Raw genomic sequence first — 23,107 nt, forward strand, 5'->3', positions numbered from 1 at the left:
GGGCCCCGCAAGGCGCACCGGGATTGCGACGAGCCGCCATTTCGGCGGCGCGAAATGCATTCTGGCGCGATGGTCGTGATTAAGACGAGCTGTTTTCCGTGATCAGGCCGCGGTGTATGGCTGTCACCACCGCCTGGGTCCTGGTGGTCGAATCCAGCTTCAGCATCAGCGCCTTGACGTGCACCTTGGCGGTGTTCAGCGCGATGTTCAGGCGCGTGGCGATAGTCTTGTTGCTGTAGCCTTGCGCCAGCAGATGCAAGGTGTCGAGCTCGCGGGTGGTGAGTGTCGACTGGCTCAAACTGGTCACCATCTCCGCTGCCACGGCCGGCGCCACATAGCGCAGGCCCCTGGCCAGCTGTCTTACGCTGTGTATCAACTCCTGGGGCGTGCAGTCCTGCAGAATGTAGCCATGTACTCCTGCCTCAAGGGCTGCGCGAACCTTCGATCCTCCCCTGGCGTAACTGATGATCAGCACCGCGGGGCCGTGCCCGCCGAAATCCGTCTTCGTCAGCTGATGCAGTGCGAGCCCATTCCTGTAATCCGCCACCACGATCTTCGCATGGCGCAGGCACTCGCGTGATATGGGCGGTTGCAGAACCAGGATTTCCTCGTTTTGACTAAATGTGGCGACGATGCCGGCCACCAGCAATGGGTCGGTGTGCGTGACGTAGACGGTGATTGGGCTCTTCATCCCTCTCTCCCAAAAGTGAGACTTCCTTACATCGGGCATAGTGTATTAAAAAAAGCCGTGTAGATAATCCCTTGAGATGGCCCACACACTGTTCACATGTTGTGAACAAAGCGTGCTGCTGTCGCCGGTTTTCCTTGCCCCTCTGCTAAGTAGCGGCAGATACCGTTCACCTAGCGCGAGGGGCCTATGCCGCGATTCTTCAGCACCATTTTGCAAGCCTGGACCGAGCGTCGCCGCGCCCGTCGCCGCAGTGCCAATCTGCGCGCCGGACGGCGTTCCGGCCCGGCCGTGACGCTGGTGTCGTCCGCCCGCAAGCCATCGCCAACATCTGATGAGAGCCGCCGTGCCGTCCCCGCGCGCGCCGTGTGGCTGACGTTGGCCGGCGCGGTCGTGGTGCTGGGCGGCGGCGCGCTGATCGCCGGGCATGCGCGCCATCTGGCCGCCGCCACCGCCAACACGCCGCAGGCCGCCGCCAATATCCGTGCCGCCAACGCCTACCAGTCGGTGTTGCCGGGCGTCGCCTTTACCGTGCCTGAACAGCCGGGCATCAGCGCCAGCCTGCATGCGGGCGGCGCGCTGCTGATCGCCTCCAATCTGCAAGCCGCGCCGCCGGTGCGGGTGGACCTGTGCAGCCAGATGCGCAGCCCGACCGACGCGCGCCTGTTGCCGCTGCGCCTGGGCTACCGTTTCGACGACGTCAAACGCTGGGTCGCCCGCAACCAGGACGCCAACGTCCAGATCTCGCTGCGTAATGTGCTGCTGGTGGCCGACCGCACCAGCGCCGCCGACGCCGTGCCGGAAATCGACATCGAAGGCAGCGCCCGCGCCGACTTCAGCGATCCGTTGAGCGAACCGCTGCAACTGAGCTGGCACACCAAACAGGGCGACGCCCGCTGGCTCAGCGACGCCAGTCTGGGACAGATCGAGCGGGGCGCCAGCGGCCAGGTTGCGCTGCGCCAGCAAGGCTGGCTGCTGTGGGGCGCCAACTCGGCCCTGCGCATCGAGCGCCGCGCCAACGCCATGTGTCCGCAGGCCGGCGAGCTGCTGGTGCAGATGTATCGCCCGGCCGCGCCGAACGCCATCGCCAGCCCGGCGCTGGTCACCGCCTTCCCGGCGCGCGGCCGCGCTGTCAGCGCCTATTTCGCGCCAGGCCAGTACCAGGTGCCGCAAGCCGCCGCCGGCGAACTGGAAGACCAGTCGCTGTTCGAAGACCTGCAAGCCAAGGGCCTGATCCGCCTCACCGCCAGTGGCGCCATCGAACTGGCCCCGCGCGACCTGCCGCAGTGGCAGGCCGCCGACGGCGCCGAACGCGCGGCGGAACTCGGCGACTGGAAGCAGATCCAGCCTGGCGCCGCCACGCACAAACTGTTCAAGCGCCTGTATTACCAGGCAGACGGCGCCTACGTCCGCCAGCAGATCGACATCTATAACAGCGAACGCCGCCTGCTGGCGTGGCGTATCAAGGCGCCGGACAAGCTCGCGCTGGACTGGACCGCCAGCACCGGCGGCAGCGCCGCCAACGGCAACGCGCCGGTGATGATCGCCACCACCAGCCAGATGCCGGTCGCCGCGTCGCGCCTGTTTGCGTCGCTGCCGCAAGGCTGGCAGCCCTGGACCCGAGTCGCTCGCTGGCCCCAGGCCGGCGAGGGCAATGGTGGCCGTCCGGTGCTGCACCTGACGTTGAACCTGCCGCACGCCGCCAGCGGCGGTGAGGTGGTGCACCTGCTGATCGCCGGCCGTGCTGGCAGCGGCATCAGCGGCGCCAGCGCCGACTTCGCGCCAGCCTGCACCGGCCGCGCCTGCGCCAGCGCCAACGACGTCCAGCAGATTGCCCTGACGCTGCAAGCCGGCGCCCGCAGCATCCAGCTGGATGTGCAGCCGCTCGACTTCAACGCGCCGGAAGACCAGAAATACCGCCACCTGCGCGTGGCCAATGGCCGCCTGATCTGGCAAGCGCTGGCGCAGAGCGACAACACCGTCGCCCGCAACGCCGCGCCGTCGCCGGTCCAGCTGCAGGACCGCAATGGCACCGTGCTGTGGACCGACGGCGCGCCGAGCGAACCGGCGGCGGAAGCGGGTCTTGCGCCGCTGTTGGGCGTCAGTACGGAACACGCCAACAGCATTGCCGGCATGCTGGCGCGCCTGCCTGCCGCCAAAGGCGCCGTCAACGCCACGCTGACGCTGGATCTGCCGTTGCAGGCGCTGAGCCAGCGCGTGCTTGAATGCGTCGCCATGCATCGCGGACGCTGGGAGTCTGGCCGCTGCACCGGCAGCCAGCCCGCGCCGGACGGCCGCCACGCCGGCCTGGTCATGCTCGATACCGAAACCGGCGACGTCCTCGCCGCCGCCGGCGCAGGTGCGGGCGAAGTCACCGCCGCCAACTGGGCGGAAGTACGCGATTTCGACCGCACCAGCCCCGCGCGCAGCCCCTTGCGCCTGCCGGCCTTGCAGCACGACGGCGGCGCGCACCAAAGCCCGGGCTCGACGTTCAAGGTGGTCAGCGCATTGGGGCTGGAATTGGCGGCCCAGAACGATCCGCAGATGGATGCGCTGTTGGGCGGCATGCCGCTGCCCGCCATCAACCGCGTGGCGGCGCAGCGCGGCTACGGCTTCCAGACCGATGCCGCCACCTATCCGCTCAATCCGCGCCTGGCCCACATCACCAACTACCGTGAGCAAAGCCTGGACCGCCGCGCGCAGGAAGGGCGTCTTGGCCTGGCGCAGGCGTTGACCTACAGCCTGAATACCTGGTTCGCCTGGTCCGGCGAGATGAGCGACCGCAGCCTGTTCGGCCGTCCGGACGGCGGCGCGCCGGATTTGCAGGCGTTGGACGCCGACGCGCTGGATTCGGTGCGCCCCATCGTCGCCGCCGCGCACCGGCTGGGATTCGAGCAGGCGCAGAAGCTCGATGGCGGCCTGCTGCCGGCCGATTTCAACTGGCGCGCCTGGGATGCGCTGCAATCGACGCCGGCCCATATGGACCCGATCCATACCCGCCATGAGCTGCGCCAGATGTCGATCGGCCTGCGCATGCAGGTCACGCCGCTGCAAATGGCGTTGGCGTCGGCGGCGGTCGGACAGGGCAGGGTGGTCACGCCGCGTTTGCTGCTGTCGCTGGACGGTCGTGACGGTGCAACGCCGTCCGCGCCGCCGCTGGGCATCCGCCTGGACCGCATCAAGGCCGGGATGAAGGGCGTTGTCGATGTCGGCACCGGCGCCGGCGCCTTCCGTGGCGTGGCGCTGGCCCATGTGCGTCCTGGCCTGTACGGCAAGACCGGCACCGCGCCGAGCGGCGAAGACACGGCCACCGTCTGGTTCACCGGCTGGCTGGAAGCGGGCAGCCTGCCCGGCCAGACCCACCGCCTGGCCATGGCGGCCTTCGTCAGCCACTCGGACGCCACCGGCGGCGAGCATGCCGCGCCGGTGATTGCCGCCATCCTGTCCACGCTCGCGGTGCAGAATGGTGAACAGAAGGGGAAATAGCCTTGTAAACGGGATAATGCAAAGGGCTGTTTTATGGCATTCTTGAGAAGGCTTTTTGATTCACTTTCACACACAGGATTTTATGCGCTTGCCAGGAACCCGGTATCAGGAGCACGGCTGGGAACAAGTGCGCAAGCTGCTGGGACATTGCTCATTGCAGGCCTTCCGGCAGATTGAGATGCACCAGGTGCTCGACCCCGGGCAGCATGCCTCGCTGCTCGACGCCTATACCGATGCGGTAGCCGCATCGCTGCGCGCCAACGCCCACAGCGCGCGCGGTGAGGCGGAGGGCAACAGCTACGGCGAGAGCGTCTATGAATTGTCGCTCGGCCTGTTGTACGAATTGCAGGCCCAGCCTGCGTACTGGTCGGCGTTTGCGGCCGCCATGGCCAGCGAACATGCGCGCAGTGGCGCTTTCTGGCGCGATGCCGCCGCCGAGGGCGTGCTGCGCAAGAAGGTCAACGATATGTACGCCACTTTGCGCGACAAGGTCGATGCGGACAACTATATCGTCGCCACGGGGCGCGACTGTTCGCCCAACAAAATCTACACCTATCGCATGCTGGATACCGCCTACCGCGAGATATCCGGCCTGTTCGCGGCCTGGGAACAGCATGCGGCGCAGGTTGGCGCGATCCTCGGGCGTCCGCTGGCCGGCACGCCGATCGAGGTGCGGCAGATGAAGTCCATCGGCGGCTGCAAGGCCGAGTGGATCATCCGCTGGAGCGAGACGCTGGAGCAGTTCGGCGGCTCGCCGGGGCCTTTGCATACCAAATCCAAGCGCTTCGCCAGCCTGAAAAACAGCGTGGACAAGATTGCGGCGCTGCTGGCGGAAATCGGCGATTATGAGGAGCTGTCGGCGAATATGGACAGCGCCGAGGACTGGCAGGGCGAAGCCGGCGAGGCCGGGCTGTGGATGGAAGACTACTGGCGCGTGCTGGGCGAGTCCGAGCAGGCGGAGGCCAGCGGGTTGCCGCAGGGCGCGGACCGCATCCTGGCCGCGCCGGAGGACGACGTGGCCGACGAAGCGCCTGACGAAGCAGGTGGCGTCTTCGACGACACGCCCGCGCCCGACGAGGCGCAACTGGCCGCCGAACAGTCCCGCGCCGAGGAGCTTTCCCTGCCCCTCCGCTATCTTGAAATGGCGCGGGCCGCACAGGAAGCCGGCAGCTGGACGGTGCGCATGCTGCGCGACGAATCGCTGCCGATCCGGCTGGCCGTGTACCACAAGCTGCTGGGCGTGGCGGACGATACTTATCCCGACGCCTGGCTGGACCCTGCCACCGGCGAGCTGCCCACCTTGCAGCAGCTGGCGGCGCTGGATCAGATTTCGATGCCGACGCTGCGCAAGCGTCGTAATGAAGCAATCGCCAGGCTGCAAGCGGCGGGCGCGCGATGAAGGAGAACGATTTGAACTCAACACAAGATGACCTGGATGCACGTCTGCGCGAGCGTCTGCTGCTGGCGCGCGCCGCACCGGGCGACCGCCTGATGCTGGCCGACGCCACGCTGCTGGCGGCGCTGGACGGCGTGCGCCCGTTGACGCCGAACGAGCGTCAGGCGCTGTCGTCGTCGCCGCTGACCTTGCGCCGCTTCCGCCAGTTGTCGCTGGAGCGTCATGCGGTGGCTGCGCCGCCGCAGGCCGCCAACGATCCGGTGTGGACCGGCAGCAGCGGCATGCTGCGCGCGGCATCGACTGCCGAGGCGCTGGAAACGCTGGTGACCGATGATGGCTACTGGACCTTGCACTTCCTGCCGCAGGATGGCGGCTGGCAGGTGATTCTGAGCCTGTCGGCGGAAGCGCCGTTTGCCGCGCGGCTGTTGCAGGAGCAGCCGCAGTTGCGGGTGATCGACGGTGGTGGCGCGATCGTGCTGCAGGGGCGTCTGGATGCGGATGGCGAGTGCGAGCGTGTGTGGCCGTTCGCCACTGCGCCGGCGTCGCATTTTCAACTGTATGGGGCCGGCTTTGCCGTTCAACCGGTAGCGCCGTAGATGATGGGATTATTCAGCCTCCGCCACAAGCCGGCCGCCGATACAGGCGGCCTTGGCGACACGTTGATCGCGCTTCGGCTTGAGGCGGGTGATGTAGCGCCTGCGCAGAGCGTGGTCGTGGTGTTCAACGCCGGTGGTCATTCGCGCCGTGTGGCTGCGGGGAAGGTGGCTTGCGAGCAGGGCGAGATGGCGTTCTGTTTTCATCCGGGGCCGTACACGGTGGACTTGGTGCCGTTTGCGTCGGCGCCGGAGTGGGGCTTGCGGCTGCGGTTTGTGATCGATGCACCGAATCCGCGTGTGTCGCAGCAGCGGTTTGATTTGTATTTGTACAGCGAGACGGCGGGGCGGCTGGGGTTGGCCGATTTTGCCGCCGCCGCTGGCATGGCCTTGCAGGCGGAGTTGGCGCAAGGGGCGCTGGATCTGCCGCCATGCACGTCGCTGGAGGAGTGGCATGCCTTCCGCGCCGGGCTGAATCAGCTGATGTACACGCGTTACGGCGTGACGGTGGACGATTGCGTGCCGGTCGACCTGGGCGATCAAATCGACTTCGCCACCATCCTCCAGTCCCGCGCCCAGCAAGCCGCCGAAGCCGAACGCCGCGCCGCCGAGCAGAAAGCTGCTGCCAATGCCGCTGTCAGCGCGACCCCGACCGCTCCCATCGAGCCGCACATCGGCACCGCCACGCCGCCCGCCGCGCCAGCCGGCCCGCAAAGCGCGCAGCACGCCGCAACCACCGTCAATGCCCCTGACGTCGCCAATGCCGCTTCGTCCACCGACACAATCGCCGCCTCGACGTTCGTTGCCGCTACTGCTAGCGGCCGTGCTGCGCCGACCACCGCCACCGCCAGCACAGCGGGTGGTCAGGTGCCGCGTGTCGTCACGGCGGCGGAGCAGGACGCGCGCGGGCTGCGTCGCCTGTTCATCGAGCTGCCGGTATTGAGCGCCGAACTGCGCCTGCTTACGCTGCCCGACGGCCTGCCGATCTTCCAGCAGCATCAATCCCTGCTGCTGCGCCTCGGCATGGCCGCGTTGAACGTCAACACCATGCCATCGCTGGCCTGGGCCGCGCCAGACCAGCCGCTGCCCGCCGCGGACCAGGTCCGCCGCAGCGCGCAAACGATGATCGCCCAAACAGCGCTGGACGAAACCTGGTCCCTGCTGGCTCGCCTTCAGCTGGCAGACCACCAGCAATGGCCGCAGTTGCTGGACGAAGCAGACCGCATCTGCGCCAACCTGGAAACCGGCCTGTCCCTGCGCCGCGCCGCCTACATCGAACGCACGGAACCCTCGCTATGACAACCATCTCAATCAGCGCCGTGCCCACCAACGCCGAATGCCGCACCACATTGGCCGACGGCCGCACGCTGACCATCACCGCCAGCCGCCGCCCGCGCGCCAACCGCGCCGACGTCAAATGCTCGGCGCCGAATGCCCCGACGATCGCGGAACACATGCAGCAAGTCGTCCGCCTCGCGCGCCATACCGAGGCGCGCCTGGACAGCCGCGACCAGGTCGTCCTCAGCATGGATATCGCGCCACCCGTCACGGAGCGCGACTGGGAACTGGCCGCTGTGCTGGCCGACCGCATGGTGCGCGGCCTGCACGCCGTCAAGCCAGGAACAACGACCACCGCCCAAGGCAGCTCCGACGCCTGGCATCTCGGCCGCGTCACCGGCACTGTGCGTACAGCCGCGCCGCTCATCACCGACGCACGGCCAGATGGCTTCAACGCTACGCCAACCGGCGCCGGCATCCGGCCGGCAGGCACCAACGCTGCGTCGCTCAACGCCGATGTCTCGCAAGCTGCTGCAAACGCCGGCCAAGGCGAAACGCTGCACATCACCCACCTGGGCGCCCTGAGCGGCCACGCCGATCCGTCGGCCGCAGTGTCCATCGTGCGGACCTGGTTCCCGCTGCACAGCGGCGGCATCAACGACACCCTGGGCTGGCTCGAAGTCAGCGTCTTTCCGCTGGAAGCGCCGGCCGCAAGCGAAGAAGACAGCATCGCCGCACCAGGCCTGGACCTGACCGCCCAGCAGGAAGTCAAACAGACACTGGCCGCCGCCCGCCATTTCGACGGCAAAGGCCTGAACCGCTGGCGCAGCGTGGTGCGCTTCGGCCAGCCGCGCTTCCAGGGCGGCTCCTACCAGCTGGCGCTGGTGATGGCCGACCGCCTCGCGCGCGGGAGGGAATTCGTCCCGCGCGGCCGCATCATCGCCACCGGCTGCTCCAGCGCCTGGCACGCCGGCCGCGTGGACACCGTCGACGGTCGCGAACCCAAGCTGGAATTGATATTCAATCAAGTAAACCACGGCGACCGCGTGCTGCTGCCGAAGGACTGGCAAGACCAGTTGCCGCCCGGATTTGCGGCCGGACTGCGCCAAAAAGGCGCCACACTGGCCTGCATCGACAAGATTGGCATGATTTAAACCGTGCGCAAGAAGCAAATCGCGCTCGCCCTGCTAAAATCTGCACATCGCAGGGGAGCCTGGAAGATGAATCGTAGAAGGAGTCTGGCATGTTCCAAATGTTTGGTTTTGGCGGCGTCAAATGCCCGCGTTGCGAGCACAAAAACGACGGCCAGTCGGGCTACTGCAAGCATTGCGGCCTGACCTTGGGCGCGCCGCGCAATGAGCCGGTCCTGCGCGACAACCGCTGGGTCCCCGGCGACAATGAACTGGCCGTGTATTTCGGCGTCAGCACGCTGTCCGGCATCTTCACCAAGACGCTGCGCGTGCCGGCCACCACGCGCGCCTACATCCTGCAGGCCGACAAGGCCACCGAAGTGCCGCAGGGCGAGTACGAAATCGAAGGCTTCTTCACCCGCCTGAACCACCTGCTGCGCAACCAGCACGCCGAAATCCTGATCACCCGCACCTTGCCGCTGCCGGTGGAGTTTTCGTTTAGCGACCTGCACACCGCCGAGCACCTGAAGATCTCGGCGCGTTTCACCGTCGTCATCCGCATTGAAAACGTGCCCGCATTCGCACAGCACTTCATGACCGTGCCGGGCGTGGTCAGCACCGCCAATCTGCATGAGCTGCTGGAGCCGTCGGTGCGCCAGTTGGCGTCGGAATTCGTCGGCAGCCGCTCGATGCGCGAAATGGCCGGCAACGCCGACCTGCGCCTGCAACTGAACGAACGTCTGCAAGCCGCGCTCAAACAGCGCCTGGCCACTTACGGCTTGGCGGTGGACGGCGTGGAAACCGCCGCGCTGCGCCACGATAAGTTCGACCATAACCGCGAACGCATCGGCACCCTGTGGCTGGTGGCCGATGAACGCCACGTTCAACTGGAACATGTCAAGCAGCTGGACCAGATCTACAACGAAGAGGAATGGCAGACCATCTGGCGCGAAGAGCAGAAGATGCATTCGGAGTTCCGCCGTGCCGAACTGCGCCAGGACGCGAGCGTCAACAAGGCAGAACTGACGCTGAAGGAAGCCGAACGCGTACAAGCCCTGCGCGCACGCGAGGTGGAACTGTACAGCCGCGTGATGGACTCCAAGACGCGCAAGGTGGCCATCGACAAAGGCGCCGGCACCGTGCTGGCGGACCTGGAGCACGAACTGGCGAGGAACAAATCCCACCGCGTAGGCGAGCAGGCCGACTGGGATCATGTGCGCCAACTGGCGCAGATCCGCATGCGCACCGAGCTGGAAGTGCACCAGCAGACCGCCGCCGAACAGCGCCAGTTGGCGCAGCAGCGCCTGTCCCACCAGTTGAAGCAGCAGGCGATTGAAAACCAGATCGCGCAAGCCTTGCTGATCGAAGACGAATCGCACAAGCGCAGCGAACTGGCCGCGCTGCGCCAGCGCGAAAAGGACGAGAAAGCGCGCGAGCTGCAAATCGAGGCGGAAGCCCATGCCGCCCGCATTCTCGGCATGACGCTGGCAAACGCCGCGCGTCAGCGTGAAGCCCAGCGCGTGCAGGAGTGGGAGGATCAACTGGCGCTGGCCCGCCAGCGCGACCTGCTGCGCGGCGACGCCGTCAAGGACGCCAGCAATGCTGTCGAAGTGGCGGAGATCAACCAGAAGATCGAAGACCTCAAGCGCTCCGGCGCGCAGGCGGATTCGGTGGCCCAGTACGAAAAGCTGCTGCGCACCATCGAGGCGGACGGCATTCACGCGCGCCAGAACCAGGCCAACGCCAAGCAGGCCATGCTGGACCAGCTGGCGGTGGACGAACAGCGCCAGATGCTCAAGCAGCAGGAGCAGGAGGCCGCGTGGCAGCGCGAACTGAAGAAATTCGAGCAGGAACGCGCGGCCGCCTTCAGCACCCAGCAATCGCAGCAGGACCACGAAATCCGCCGCATGGAAACCATGGGCCGCCTGAGCGACATGGCGCTGGCCGCCGTGGCCGCGCCATCCAATGTGGAAGCGGTGGCGCAGATCATGAAGCTGCAGATCCAGGGCGGCATGACGGCGGAGCAGATCCAGGCGCTGTCGCAGGTGGTGGCGGCCGAGCAGGGCATCACGCCGGCCGAAGCTGCGAAGCTGGCCTACGAGCGCGTGGTGGAAGAACGCGCGCACCGCGATGCGGAGCTGGACAAGGACCGCCGCCACCAGGTCGACCTGCTGAATATCCAGAACACCGCCAGCGCCAGTGCCTTGAGCACGCAGAGCCAGTTGGGCGTTGGCGTGGCGCAGGCCGGCGCGCCGGTGCATCATCACCATGCCTCGGCAGCCGTGCACCGTTGCGCCAACGGCCACGTGGTGCCGTCTGGTCGCGAGCATGACAAATTTTGCGCCGAGTGCGGCGCGCCCGTAGTTTCGTAGGGAACGGTATAGTTCGAGTAATGATGCAGACAGCAAGAGACAAGATCCGCGAACTGCGGGCCTTACATGATGACGGTTTGTTGAGTCTCCAAGAATTCGACCGTCGCAAGAACGCCATCCTGGACGCGGAGTACGCGCCGCCGGGAGGCAGTGCTTCGCCTGTGCCGATGCCGGCGCGCCAGGGCACGGAACTGGGATTGATGACGGGCCAGGAGATCGGCCCGCAGAACCGCCGCTACCGGCTGGAACGCCTGATCGGCATGGGCGGCATGGGACAGGTGTGGCTGGCGACCGACCTGGCAACGCACGCGGAGCTGGGCCACAGCGCGCAGGTGGCCCTGAAAATCCTGCCGCCGCAGCTGACGCAAAGCGCCACCCACGCCAAGCTGCTGATCGAGGAATCGACGCAGGCGCGCAAGCTGGCGCATGAAAATATCGTCCGCGTCTACGAGTGGGCGCAGGATCCGGCCACGTCCAGCTACTTCATCATCATGGAGTATCTGGAAGGCCAGGATCTGGATGCGTATCTGGCCGAACAGGGGCCGCTGCCGCTGGAGTCGGTCTACAAGCTGCTGGAACCGGTGGGCGACGCGCTGCAATATGCGTGGGACAAGCACAAGCTGGTCCACCGTGACATCAAACCGGGCAATGTGTTCCTGACCCAGCGCGGCGAAGTCAAGCTGCTGGACTTCGGCATCGCCTCGCGCGCGCGCAGCGCCGGCAGCAGCCTCGGTTTGCAGACGCCCAACGCCGGCACCGCCGGCTACCGCGCGCCGGAAGCCGGCACGCACCAGCGTCAGCCTGCGCCCAAGCTGGATGTGTATGCGGTGGCGGTGATGATCTACCAGCTGCTGGAAGGCCGCATGCCGTTTGATGATATGCGGCCGGCGGATTTCCATCCATCGCCGCCGCGCGGCTTGAACGAACGTCAATGGAAAGTGCTGCAGCAAGGCTTTGCGTATCTGCAGGAGCGTCGCCCGGCATCGGTGAACGAGTTGCTGGCGGAGCTGCGCCGCGCGGCCGGCCCGACCGATGCCGAACTGGCGGCGCAGGCCGAGCAGGCCGCGCGCGAACAGGCGGCACGCGAGCAGCAGCGCCAGAAAGAACAGGCGGCGCAGGCCGAACAGGCCCGCCTTGCGGAAGAAAAGCGCAAGGCGATGGTGGCCGAGCTGACTGCGCGCCGCCAGGCCGAGATGCAGGCGGCTGCGGTCGACAAGCAGCGCCAGGACCAGCAACGCCGCGCGCTGGAAGCCAAACAGCGCGCCGAAGCGGAAGCCGCCGCACAGGCGCGCAAGCAGGTGCTGCGCGAGCAGTTGCAGGCGCGCCGCGAGGCCGACGCCAAGGCCGCGCGCGACGCGCAGGAAGAACAGCAGCGCAAGGTCGCGCAGCTGAAGGCGGAAGTGGCCTACCGTCAGGAGCAGGAACGCCATCGCAAGCAGCAGGCCGAACGTCACGCGGCGGAGCTGGCTGCGCTGACCGCCAACGCGCCGGTGGCCGACGCCAACGGCGTGCTGCGCGACCGCTTCCTCGACGGCACCGGCGCCGGGCCGGACCTGGTGCTGATACCGACCGGCCGCTTCCAGATGGGATCTCACGAGCATGAGCAGGCGCTGGCCGTCAAAGCCGGCGCGCAGAAGAACTGGCTGGACCGCGAACTGCCGCAGCATTGGGTCGGCATCGATTATTCGTTCGCCATGGCGCGCTTCCCGGTCACGGTCGGGCAGTGGCGCCGCTTCGTCAAGGACACCGGCTGGGAATCGCAGTCCGACACCGACTGGCGTGCGCCAGGGTTCGCGCAGAACGACGAGCATCCGGTGGTCGGCGTCAGCTGGGCGGACGCGCAGCTGTACCTGCGTTGGCTATCGGAGAAAACCGGCCATGTTTACCGCCTGCCGACCGAGGCGGAGTGGGAGTACGCCTGTCGTGCCGGCACCAAGACCGCGTTCAGCTTCGGCGACACCATCAGCACCGAGCAGGCCAACTACGACGGCCACTACACCTACAACGGCGGCCCGCGCGGCGCCTACATCCAGGGCACCAGCAAGGTGGGCGCGTTCCAGCCCAATCCGTGGGGCCTGTTCGACATGCACGGCAACGTGTGGGAATGGACCCAGGACGTGGTGCACGACAACTACGGCGGCGCGCCGGCCGACGGCAGCGCCTGGGAAGAGGGCGGCGATCCGGTGCGGCGCGTGCTGCGCGGCGGCTCGTGGCTGTACAACCCGCGCTACCTGCGTTCGGCGGTGCGCAACGGCTTTTCGGCGGTGCTGGCCAACGATATCGTCGGCTTTAGAGTCGCCCGCAAGCTCGCATAAGGTATACTGCCGGGCTTTGAGAAGTCAGGATTATCCATGAGCGCTTTGCCACCATGCCCCAAATGCAGTTCCGAATACACCTACGAAGACGGCGCCAATCTGGTATGCCCTGAGTGCGCGCACGAATGGACCGCCGGCGCGGCGGCCGATGCCGACGACGGCCCGCGCGTGTACCGCGACTCGGTCGGCAACGTGCTGCAGGACGGCGACACCGTCACCGTCATCAAGGATCTGAAGCTGAAGGGCGGCGGCGGCACCGTCAAAGTCGGCACCAAGGTCAAGAACATCCGCCTGGTCGATTCCGATCACGATATCGATTGCAAGATCGACGGCTTCGGCGCCATGAGCCTGAAAACCGAATTCGTGCGCAAGGTATGACGCACAAGCTTTTCCTGTTCGACCTGGACGACACGCTGCTGGATTTCAAGGCGTCCGAGGAGCTGTCGTTCGCGCGCACCTTGCAGGCGCTGGGCATGGATGGCGACCTGGCCGAGCTTTTCCTCGGCTACCAGGCCATCAACCTGGCGCTGTGGCGCGCGTTTGAAACCGGGACGGTGTCCAAGGACTTCCTCAAGGTGGAGCGCTTCCGCAAGACCTTCGCCGAGAATGGCCTGGAACTGGACCCGGAGGCGGCCAGCCGCCTGTACCTGGAATCGCTGTCGGATACCGTGGTGCTGATCGACGGTGCGCTGCATCTGTGCGAGACGCTGGCCGGCCTGGGCGAGGTGGGCATCGTCACCAACGGCGTGGAAGCGATCCAGAACCAGCGCATCGCCAAGTCCGGGCTGCGCGAACATATCTCGTTCGTGGCGACCTCCGAGGCCTGCGGCTACGCCAAGCCGGATGTGCGCTTCTTTGAATACGCGGCGCGCATGGCGCGGCCGTTCGAAAAAGAAGACGCGATCATCATCGGCGACCGCCTGGACGCCGACATCCTTGGCGCCAACCGCTACGGCATCGACAGCTGCTGGTTCAATCCGCAGCGGCTGAACAACGCGTCGGAAGCGATTCCGACTTATGAAGTCAACAATCTTACCGATATCCTGCGTTCGCTGTCATAATCGGCAGTCCACCTGCCGAGGATATCCGCATGATACGAAGCGCACGCGCGTTTGTTTTGGTCTTGCTGGCGACATTCTGGGGCGCCTCCGCAAGCGCGGCCGCCGCCAGGGGGCCTGACCTGGCCGATTACAGCCGCACGCAATGGACCGCCGCCGAGGGCGCGCCACCGGGCGTGGTCAGCATGGCGCAGACGGCGGACGGGTGGCTGTGGTTCGGCACTGCGGATGGCCTGTACCGCTTTGACGGCCTGCAGTTCAGCCGCTACCGCCTGCCGCCGCGCCTGGGGTTGAACCGCGACCGCATCAACATGGTGCGCGCGGCGCCGAACGGCGACTTGTACATCACTTATTACGCCGAAGGCTTTTCGGTGCTGCATGCGGACGGCCGGCTCGAAGCGCTGCCGCCAGCGCCGGCCGCACGCAATGGCATCGGCGCCGTCATCGTCGATGGCGACAACAGCCTGTGGATCTTCGCCGGTAACATCCAGCACTTCAAGGACGGCCGGTGGACCGTGGTCGAGGAGGGCCCCGAATGGGCCAGCCCGATCGGGTTCAGCATGGTGATCGACCAGCGCGGCGATCTGTGGGCCGCCAACGACCATGGCGTATGGCGGCTGGATCGCCAGGCCGGCCACTTCATCAAGTTGATGGATGGCAGTGGCCCGCTGCTGTTTTCTCCAGATGGGCGCTTGTGGCAGAAGCGGGATGGTGGCGCGTTGCGGTTGCTGGCGCAGTCGGGCACCCTCTGGCCGGACGCCTACGCGCATTCGGGAAATCGCTGGGGCGCCATCTTCGACAGCGATGGCGCGGTCTGGCAGACCATGGATTGCGCCGCGCTGGTGTGCCGCATGCAGCCGTCGGCGCCGCCGCCCGGACCACAGCCGGCCGGCACGGAGGTGAGTCTTGCCACCTTGGGCGAAGTGCGGCAGCTGTCAGGTCAGGAAGCGCGCGGCATTCTGCAAGACCGCGAAGGCAATATCTGGGTCTCGACCGAAAACGGTATTGATCGTTTCCGGCGCAACCGCTTGCTGAGCAGCGGCCTGGTTGGCACCGGCATCCGATACAGTCTGTCCACCGACGGCGCAGGCAATATGTGGGCCGCCGATATGGACAGCAATACCTTGTGGCGGCTGACCGCCGATCGTCCGCCCGAAGCGGTGGCGCGCACGCCGGTGACGCTGGTGGCGAACGGCCGCCAGGGCGCGCTGCTGATCGGCGACAAGCGCAATATCGAACGCGTCGCGCAAGGCCGCAAGGAGGTCATTCCGCTGCCGCCCGGCCCGGACGGCAAGCCGCGCGATCACCATATGATCGGTATTCTGGACGACGGCAAGGTGCTGTGGACCGCCACCATGGAGACCGGCTTGATCGGCTGGCGCGAAGGCAAATGGCTGCCGGCGACGGCGTTCACGCTGCCGGCCAAGATTTTCCAGTCCGGTCCCGCCGGTGTGGGACAACTGTGGCTGGCCACCGGCGACGGCACGCTGGTGTTTTACGACGACGGCAAGCTGACCACCACCGACATTCACCAACTGGGCATGGTCACCAGCGTGTTCCTCAGCGGCGAGCCGATCGTCAGCGGCGCCGACGGCACCGGCGTGTTCAAGGACGGCAAGCTGACGATGTGGCGCGCCGCCGATCCCGAAGTGCTGCGCAACGTCTCCGGCCTGGTGGCGACGCGCGACGGCGACCGTTGGCTCAACGGCGCTGCCGGCCTGGTACACGTGCGTGCCGCCGACTGGGCGCGCAGCATCGCCGATCCGGCGCAGCCGCTGCGCTACGAGTTGTTCGGCGCGCTGGACGGCTATCCTGGCCGGGCGGTGATCGAAACGCGCTGGCCGAGCGCCATGAGTCCGGACGGCCGCCATCTGTGGCTGCTGGCCACCGGCGGCGTGGTGTACGTCGACACCGCCGGACTGCCGCGCAACCGCGCAGTGGCGCAACCGGTGATTCAGCGCGTCTCAACCGATCAGAATGTGTATCCGCCGGACCGGGCGTTGCGCCTGCCGCCGGGCAGTGGCCACTTCCGCATCGACTTCACCGCGCCGCTGCTGCGCGCGCCGGAAAGCGTGCGCTTCGAATATCGCCTCGATGGCGTCGATACCAACTGGCAGAACGCCGGCAGTCGCCGTTCGACGTCCTACACCAACGTCGGCGCTGGCGATTACGTGTTCCGCCTGCGCGCGTTCAACGAGGACGGCACGCCCAGCGAAAACGAGACCAGCCTGCGGGTGACGGTGGAGCCGACAACGGAGCAGAGCCTGTGGTTCCGCGTCAGCTGTGTGCTGGCGCTGGTCTTTCTGGTGTTTGCGCTGTACCACTACCGGATCCGCCAGCTGTCGTGGCGCATGGCCGAACGGCTGCAGGTGCGGGTGGCCGAGCGCGAACGCATCGCCATCGAGCTGCATGACACGGTGCTGCAGTCCATGCGCGGCGTGATCCTGCATGCGGAAAATGCGGTGGAGCGGATCGAGGGCCAGGCGGAGACGCGGGACAAGCTGGTGCGGGTGATCGAGCACGCCAACAACGCCATCATCGAGGGGCGCGAGCGGGTACAGAGCCTGCGTCATGGCAGCGACGACGAGTTGATCGACCTGTTCGACGCGCTGGTCGAACGCGAAGGCGCGGCGGTGCCGGTGCGCGTTGAACAGCAGAGCGTTTCACGCGCACTGCATCTGGTGGTGAAGGACGAGCTGTATGTGGTGGGCCGCGAGGCGCTGCGCAATGCGATCCGCCATGCGGGCGCCACCCAGGTCACGCTGACGCTGGCCTATGCGGCGAAGGAACTGGTGCTGGAGGTGCGCGACGACGGCGTCGGCATCCCCGCCGATGTCCTGGCGTCCGGCGGCCGCCCCGGGCATCTGGGAATGGACGCCATGCGCCGCCGCGCCGAACAGATCGGCGGCAAGTGCAGCATGGCCTCGCGGCCGGGCGAGACGGTGGTGCGGGTCTCGATTCCGGCGCGGCTGGCCTATCTCAGCGACACTCAGGGACGCACGGTGTAGTTGGCCGGGGTCCAGGTCCAGCTTTTGCCGTTGGCGCGGATGTAGCCCAGGCCTGGGAACTGCAGGTGCGCGGCCGCCACCAGGTCGTCTTCCTTGGCGATCATCGAGAACGCTGCGGTGCGCGCGGCGTAGGCCTGTTTCGGGTCGCTGTCGAAGCCGATGGTCACGGACGGCGCGTCAAACTGCACCGCGCCGACGTGTATCAGGTCGCCGAGGATGACCAGTTTCTTGCCCTTGCTCTCGACCACATACGAGGTGTGGCCGGCCGTGTGGCCGTAGCTGGACAAGGAGCTGATGCCGGGTACCACTTCGCCGTTATGCTCGAAGGGCTTGAACTTGCCGGCCTTGACGTAGGGCGTGAGCGACGTCATCGCGCCCTGGAAAAAGCCGGTGAAATCCTTGGGCGCATGCGCCATGTTTTCCTGGCTGAGCCAATAGTCGGCGTCGCGCTTGTCGGCGTGGACGGTGGCGTTGGGGAAGGCGATTTTCCCGTTCACCATCAGGCCGCCGACGTGGTCCGGGTGGAAGTGGGTGATCAGGATGTCGTCGACCTGCTCCGGCTGATAGCCGGACGCCTTCAGGTTGTCGGCCAGTTTGCCCAGGGTCGGGCCGAACAGGGCGCCGCTGCCGGTATCGACCAGTATCAGCTTGCTGCCGGTGTTGACCAGGAAGGCGTTGGTCGAGGTGGTGGTGGGCGTGGTCAGGTGCGCCTTGTCCAGCGCGGCCTTGGTTTTGGCTTTGTCGTTCTTCAGCAGGTCGACCATCGGCAGGTCGGCGGTGCCGTCGCTCAGCGGCGTGACCTCGACGTCGCCCACCATGATGCGCGCGTAGCCTGGTGTCGCGATCTTTGAAAGCGGCGCGGCGGCTTGCGCGCCGAAAGTGAATGAGCCCAGTGCCAGGGTGGCGCTTGCCAGTGCTGAGCGCAGTGCTGAATTGCCCATGATATGCCTTTCTTGTTTGGATAGTGAATCTGGCAATTACATCATGCGTGGTGCTGGCCGGCCACTGGTATTAGGTTAAGCCATGCGGTAGCTAATATTCGGAATGGCGGCCTGCTACTTTCGGCGGAGGCCGCGTATCAGTCGTTCGGCAGCGCCACCGTGCAGTACGGCGATAGCACGCGCCAGCCCAAGGTGGCATACAGCGCGCGGCCCGCTTCGGTGGCCACCAGCACACGCTGCGCGGCCTGCGACCGCTGCGCCGTTCCCAGCGCGGCCATCAGCGCGGCGCCCAGTCCCTGGCGCTGGTGCGCCGCGTCGGTGGCGATGCGGTCGAACACAAACACGCCTTCATATTCCACCGCGTAGCCGCTGGCGGCCAGCGTGTCGTCTTCCGCGAAGATGCGGGCGGTGGTGACGGCGGCTTCGGTGGCCACCTGCATCCAGTAGCCCGGCGGCAGCGACGGCACCGGATTGCGGCCCGGCTCCTTGGTCATCAGGTAGCCGGGCGGCTGCAGGTGCCAGCGTGGCGTCACGCGCACCAGCAACTGCTCGCGTGTTCCGCACATTTTGATGACGATGCGCGGGTCGGTGATTTTGTGCGCCAGTTCGGTGATGCCGACGTCCGGCCCGGCAAACACGTGGCGGCACAATTCCTCGGGCAGTCCGGTGTCCACGCGCAGCCCGCCGTGGTCGGGCACCGGCAGGGGCAGACCGCGCGCAATCGACCTGGCGGTCAGCCAGCTTGCAAGCAAATCGGGATCGACGTTGTTCATGCTAGGCGGCCAGGGCGTACACCGCATCGTTGGCGCAGGCTTCGGTGCGGAACGAGGTGTGTACCGACATCGGCTGTTCTTCGCCCAGCAGCGTTATCATCGCCGGCACGTCGATGCCGTTGAGGGCGGCCTGGAAGCGGCGTATCAATTCACGGTTGAGTTTTTCGCTGGCCGGTGCTTCGGCCTGCTGTTCGCGCAGCCGACGGCGTGCGCGCGCCAGGTGCTGGCGGGCGTTGGCGGGCCTGGTGCCCAGCGTCGCAGCGATGTCGGCATGTTCGCATTCAAACACCTCATGCAGTACCAGCGCCAGACGTTCGGCCGGTGACAGACAACTGAGCATGCGGGCCAGCGCGTCGGCCAGTTCTGCGCGGCGCAGCAGGCTGTCTTCCGGCGGCGCGGGCGGTGATTCCGGCGTCAGCTCCATGGCGGTGTGCGCCGCCACCGCATCCCGTGCCCGCTTGCGCAGGCGGTCGATCGATTGGTGCTGCACGACGGTGGTCAGCCAGGCGGCCGGCGTCGTCAGCGCCGCCTGCTCGGCGACGCGCCATTTCAGAAAACAATCCTGCACGATGTCTTCGGCTTCGGCCTCGTTGCCGACGATGCGGCAGCTGATCGCTTTCAGGCGCGGGCGCAGGCGTTCGAACAGGGCGCCATCGGTGTCGGTAGGGCAGGGCATCGGAAATCTCCTGTTGTAGGGCTGTTGTCTCTTGACGCTGGGCGCGGCCCGGATGTGACACGCCAACGATATATTTTTTCGCCGTCACACGGCGCCGGTCTCCACGCGTCAAGCGGACAGTAATTCCACTCTACCGCAAAAGGACGATCATGACTTCGAATTCTCCCATGGCGCTTGGCCTGGTGCCCACTGTTATCGAACAAACCGGACGCGGCGAGCGCGCCTTCGACATTTATTCGCGGCTGCTGAAGGAGCGCGTGATTTTCCTGGTGGGCGAGGTGACCGAGCAGTCGGCCAACCTGATCGTGGCGCAGCTGCTGTTCCTGGAGTCGGACAATCCGGACAAGGAAATCTCGCTGTACATTAACTCGCCGGGCGGCTCGGTGTACGCCGGCATGGCGGTCTACGACACGATGCAGTTCATCCAGCCGGACGTGTCCACGCTGTGCACGGGATTTGCCGCCAGCATGGGTTCCTTCCTGCTGGCGGCGGGAGCCAAGGGCAAGCGCTATGCCTTGCCCAACGCCCGCATCATGATCCACCAGCCGCACGGCGGTTCGCAGGGCGTGGCGTCGGACATCGAGATCCAGGCGCGCGAGGTGCTGTACCAGCGCCACCGCCTCAACACCATCATGGCCGAACGCACAGGGCAAACGCTGGAACGCATCGAAAAGGATTCGGACCGCGATAACTTCATGTCGTCGCGCGAGGCGGCCGAATACGGCATCATCGACCGCGTGCTGGTGACGCGCGACGGCGCTTAACCCAACCGCTCCAGCGCGAAGTCGACAAAGCTGCGGACCTTGGCGCTGGGCCGCGCTTCCGGACGGCGCAGGATGTGCATGGGCCGCGTGGGCAGTTCCCAATCCGCCAGCAGGCGTACCAGCCTGCCGCTTTCGAGGGCCGGCTCCATCAGCAAGTCGGCCTGCATGGCGATGCCCATGCCCGCGACGGCCGCCACCACCAGCGATGCGCCGGTATTGCTGACCAGCGCACCGCGCACCGGCATGTCGATCTGCTCGTCGCCGCGCTGAAAACGCCACGCGGGCCTGCCGCCGGCGAACACCAGGCAGTTGTGTTCAGCGAGTTCCTGCGGGTGCCGCGGCGTGCCGTGCCGCGCCAGATAGGCCGGACTGGCGGCGACCAGCATGCGGCCCGGCCGCAACGGCCGCGCGATCAGTTCCGTGTCGGTCAGCGGGCCGGAACGGATGGCGACGTCGATGCTTTCCTCCGCCATGTCCACTACGCGATTGCTCAACACCAGATCGATGCGCACGCGCGGGTAGCGCGCCGCGTATTCGGCGATGATGGGCGTCAGCCGATGTTCGCCATACGTGGCGGGCGCCGAGATGCGCAAGCTCCCTTGCGGTTCGGCGCGCAGGTTTTCCGCCACATGGTCCGCCGCTGCCACGCTGGTCAGCACGTCACGGCAGCGCTCCAGGTAGGCCGTGCCGATTTCGGTCAGCGTCTGGCGGCGCGTGCTGCGTTCGATCAGCCGCGCGCCCAGTTGCCGCTCCAGCGCCTGCACGTGCTTGCCCACCATGACTGCGGACATGCCCAAGGCCTGCGCTGCGCCGGCAAAGCTGCCCGCCGTGGCGGCGGCCGCAAATACTTCCATGCTGCGCAGCTTGTCGCTCATATTCAGAACTTTTAGTTAGGAGTAGGTGAAATTCTAGCGTATTTATCGCCGACCGGCTTGTGATCATAATGGCCTTTCACTTACATACCAGGAGAACACCATGGCAGCTTATGCAATCGGATCCATTACCTTGCGCAGCACTGAATGGCAGCAGGAATATGGCGCCCACATGCCGGCGCTCGTGGCCAAACATGGCGGCAAGCTGGTGGCGAAATCGGCACCGCAGGCGATGGAAAGCGCGCCGGCGCTGCCGCAGACGATGATCGTCATCGAGTTCCCGTCGGCCGAACAGGCGCGCGCGTGGTACGACGATCCGGAGCACGCGCGCCTCAAGAATTTGCGCCAGTCCGGCGCCGATTTCTCGATGGTGCTGGTCGGGGCGTGATGGCCTTTTTGTAGAAGCATAACTCCGTCATTCGGTGTACATTGTCGGTTCTGATTTAACGCCTTCAAGGAACGCCGAATGACTATCAAAGCCCTGCGCGATCAATCCCTGCCGATGCGCCATATCGTCCATGTGCGCAACCACATCATCTCCGCCGATATCTCGGCGGAAGAGGGTGGCAGCGACGCCGGACCATCGCCGCATGACCTGTACGACGCGGCCCTGAGCGCCTGCAAGGGCCTGACCGTGGTGTGGTACGCCAAACGCAAGAACATCCCGCTGGAAAACGTGGAGGTGACCATGGAGCGCGACGACAGCGAGGAACGCCACGGCGTCTACCGGCTGACCGCCACGCTGCACCTGACCGGCGAGCTGACCGACGCGCAGCGCACCGAGCTGCTGTCGGTCGCGGAGAAGTGCCCTGTCCACAAGCTGATGACTTCCGTGACCACGGAAATCACCACCGTTCTGGGATGACATCATGAGCGTTACGAATCTGCTGAAAGGTCACGAAAAAGACCTGGGCGGCGGCCTGATGGTGCGCCGCTTCCTGCCATCGGCCGTCAAGCAGGCAGTCGGCCCCTTCATTTTCTTCGACCATTTCGGTCCGCTCGACGTGCCGCTGGACGCCGACCACGACGTGCGCCCGCATCCGCACATCGGCCTGGCCACCGTGACCTATCTGTTCGAAGGCGCGATGGACCACCGCGACAGCCTGGGCACCGTGCAGCGCATTGAGCCGGGGGCCATCAACTGGATGACGGCCGGCAGCGGCATCGTCCACTCCGAGCGCACGCCGAAGGACCTGGTCGGCAAGCCGCACCGCACGCACGGCCTGCAACTGTGGGCCGCGCTGCCGGTGGCGCATGAAGAGGAGGAACCAGGCTTCTGCCATACGCCTTCCGAAGCGATTCCGGAACTGACGGTGGACGGCGCCAAGGTGCGCGTGCTGGTTGGCTCGGCCTTCGGCCAGACGTCGCCGGTGGTGACCTACAGCCAGACGCTGTATCTGGATGTGGAGCTGCAAGCGGATCAGGAGCTGGTGCTGGACAGCCTGCCGGCGGAAGCGGCGATCTATCCGATCAGCGGCGAACTGCACATCGACGGCGCGCCGCTGGAGCTGCATACCATGGCGCTGCTGAACACCGACGGCCCGCAACGCGTGAAGGCCAATTCGGTCGCGCGTTTCGTGGTGATCGGCGGCGAGCCGCTGGACGGCCATCGCTTCATGTACTGGAATTTTGTTTCGTCGCGCAAGGAGCGCATCTCGCAGGCAGCGGAGGACTGGGAAGCCCAGCGCTTCGCGCCGGTGCCGGGTGAGACGGACTGGATTCCCCTGCCGGCGAAGAAGCCGGCGGCCTGACGAAGG

Annotated in this window: 19 protein-coding genes; 14 read left to right on the forward strand and 5 right to left on the reverse strand. The window is 66.3% G+C overall.

The features are described 5' to 3' along the window. Positions 1–79: 79 nt before the first annotated feature. Positions 80–691 (reverse strand): response regulator transcription factor, encoded by a 612-nt coding sequence (locus GJ695_RS20100; protein WP_166455258.1) that lies wholly within the window; start codon positions 689–691, stop codon positions 80–82. A gap of 186 nt (positions 692–877) precedes the next feature. Between GJ695_RS20100 and GJ695_RS20105 the strand changes: the two genes are divergently transcribed. From GJ695_RS20105 to GJ695_RS20150, 10 genes are all read left to right on the forward strand, one after another. Next, a complete protein-coding gene (locus GJ695_RS20105) occupies positions 878–4,174 on the forward strand; it encodes a penicillin-binding transpeptidase domain-containing protein (protein WP_154367843.1) in 3,297 nt (1,098 codons plus the stop codon). 82 nt (positions 4,175–4,256) lie between these two features. After that, positions 4,257–5,573 carry a hypothetical protein gene (locus tag GJ695_RS20110; protein ID WP_154367845.1) on the forward strand — a complete coding sequence of 439 codons (1,317 nt, stop codon included), beginning with the start codon at positions 4,257–4,259 and terminating at the stop codon, positions 5,571–5,573. An 11-nt stretch (positions 5,574–5,584) separates the two neighbouring features. Then, positions 5,585–6,166, forward strand: coding sequence for a hypothetical protein (locus GJ695_RS20115; RefSeq protein ID WP_308493121.1), 582 nt, complete (start codon positions 5,585–5,587; stop codon positions 6,164–6,166). Beyond that, entirely contained in the window at positions 6,167–7,462 is a 1,296-nt protein-coding gene (locus tag GJ695_RS20120) for a hypothetical protein (RefSeq protein ID WP_371866584.1), read from the forward strand. Further along, entirely contained in the window at positions 7,459–8,595 is a 1,137-nt protein-coding gene (locus GJ695_RS20125; RefSeq protein WP_154367849.1) for a hypothetical protein, read from the forward strand. The genes GJ695_RS20120 and GJ695_RS20125 overlap by 4 nt, the downstream gene beginning before the upstream one ends. Before the next feature lie 89 nt (positions 8,596–8,684). After that, a complete protein-coding gene (locus GJ695_RS20130) occupies positions 8,685–10,943 on the forward strand; it encodes an SPFH domain-containing protein (RefSeq protein ID WP_154367851.1) in 2,259 nt (752 codons plus the stop codon). A gap of 20 nt (positions 10,944–10,963) precedes the next feature. Continuing rightward, a complete protein-coding gene (locus tag GJ695_RS20135; RefSeq protein ID WP_154367854.1) occupies positions 10,964–13,258 on the forward strand; it encodes an SUMF1/EgtB/PvdO family nonheme iron enzyme in 2,295 nt (764 codons plus the stop codon). 36 nt (positions 13,259–13,294) lie between these two features. After that, complete coding sequence (locus GJ695_RS20140) at positions 13,295–13,636, forward strand: zinc ribbon domain-containing protein YjdM (protein WP_154367856.1); 342 nt, start codon at positions 13,295–13,297, stop codon at positions 13,634–13,636. After that, positions 13,633–14,319, forward strand: a complete 687-nt coding sequence (locus GJ695_RS20145) for a YjjG family noncanonical pyrimidine nucleotidase (RefSeq protein WP_154367857.1) — start codon at positions 13,633–13,635, stop codon at positions 14,317–14,319. The genes GJ695_RS20140 and GJ695_RS20145 overlap by 4 nt, the downstream gene beginning before the upstream one ends. A 29-nt stretch (positions 14,320–14,348) precedes the next feature. After that, a complete protein-coding gene (locus tag GJ695_RS20150) occupies positions 14,349–17,324 on the forward strand; it encodes a sensor histidine kinase (protein WP_154367860.1) in 2,976 nt (991 codons plus the stop codon). Here the strand turns inward: GJ695_RS20150 and GJ695_RS20155 are convergent. The 3 genes from GJ695_RS20155 to GJ695_RS20165 form a co-directional block, all read right to left on the reverse strand. Then, positions 17,306–18,265: an MBL fold metallo-hydrolase gene (locus GJ695_RS20155; protein ID WP_154367861.1), complete on the reverse strand. Its 960-nt coding sequence runs from the start codon at positions 18,263–18,265 to the stop codon at positions 17,306–17,308. The genes GJ695_RS20150 and GJ695_RS20155 overlap by 19 nt on opposite strands. A 137-nt stretch (positions 18,266–18,402) precedes the next feature. Continuing rightward, positions 18,403–19,038 (reverse strand): GNAT family N-acetyltransferase, encoded by a 636-nt coding sequence (locus GJ695_RS20160; RefSeq protein ID WP_208023432.1) that lies wholly within the window; start codon positions 19,036–19,038, stop codon positions 18,403–18,405. Position 19,039: 1 nt separating this feature from the next. Beyond that, positions 19,040–19,714 carry a sigma-70 family RNA polymerase sigma factor gene (locus tag GJ695_RS20165; protein ID WP_154367865.1) on the reverse strand — a complete coding sequence of 225 codons (675 nt, stop codon included), beginning with the start codon at positions 19,712–19,714 and terminating at the stop codon, positions 19,040–19,042. A 149-nt stretch (positions 19,715–19,863) separates the two neighbouring features. Between GJ695_RS20165 and clpP the strand changes: the two genes are divergently transcribed. After that, positions 19,864–20,478, forward strand: coding sequence for an ATP-dependent Clp endopeptidase proteolytic subunit ClpP (clpP, locus tag GJ695_RS20170; protein ID WP_154367867.1), 615 nt, complete (start codon positions 19,864–19,866; stop codon positions 20,476–20,478). On the opposite strand, the gene GJ695_RS20175 is transcribed toward clpP, so the two are convergent. Beyond that, the gene (locus tag GJ695_RS20175) at positions 20,475–21,353 is read right to left on the reverse strand and encodes a LysR substrate-binding domain-containing protein (protein ID WP_154367870.1); all 879 of its coding nucleotides are present in this window, start codon (positions 21,351–21,353) and stop codon (positions 20,475–20,477) included. The genes clpP and GJ695_RS20175 overlap by 4 nt on opposite strands. Positions 21,354–21,453: 100 nt before the next feature. Here GJ695_RS20175 and GJ695_RS20180 point away from each other — a divergent pair, with 100 nt between their 5' ends. The 3 genes from GJ695_RS20180 to GJ695_RS20190 all read left to right on the forward strand — a co-directional run bounded on the left by GJ695_RS20180 (position 21,454) and on the right by GJ695_RS20190 (position 23,101). After that, a complete protein-coding gene (locus GJ695_RS20180; RefSeq protein WP_154367872.1) occupies positions 21,454–21,738 on the forward strand; it encodes a DUF1330 domain-containing protein in 285 nt (94 codons plus the stop codon). A 78-nt stretch (positions 21,739–21,816) separates the two neighbouring features. Then, positions 21,817–22,215, forward strand: coding sequence for an OsmC family protein (locus tag GJ695_RS20185; RefSeq protein ID WP_154367874.1), 399 nt, complete (start codon positions 21,817–21,819; stop codon positions 22,213–22,215). 4 nt (positions 22,216–22,219) lie between these two features. Next, positions 22,220–23,101, forward strand: coding sequence for a pirin family protein (locus tag GJ695_RS20190; RefSeq protein WP_154367876.1), 882 nt, complete (start codon positions 22,220–22,222; stop codon positions 23,099–23,101). The last annotated feature ends 6 nt before the right edge of the window (positions 23,102–23,107 follow it).

The sequence above is a fragment of the Duganella alba genome (genome assembly GCF_009674495.1).
In the GTDB taxonomy this organism is placed as follows: domain Bacteria; phylum Pseudomonadota; class Gammaproteobacteria; order Burkholderiales; family Burkholderiaceae_D; genus Rugamonas; species Rugamonas alba.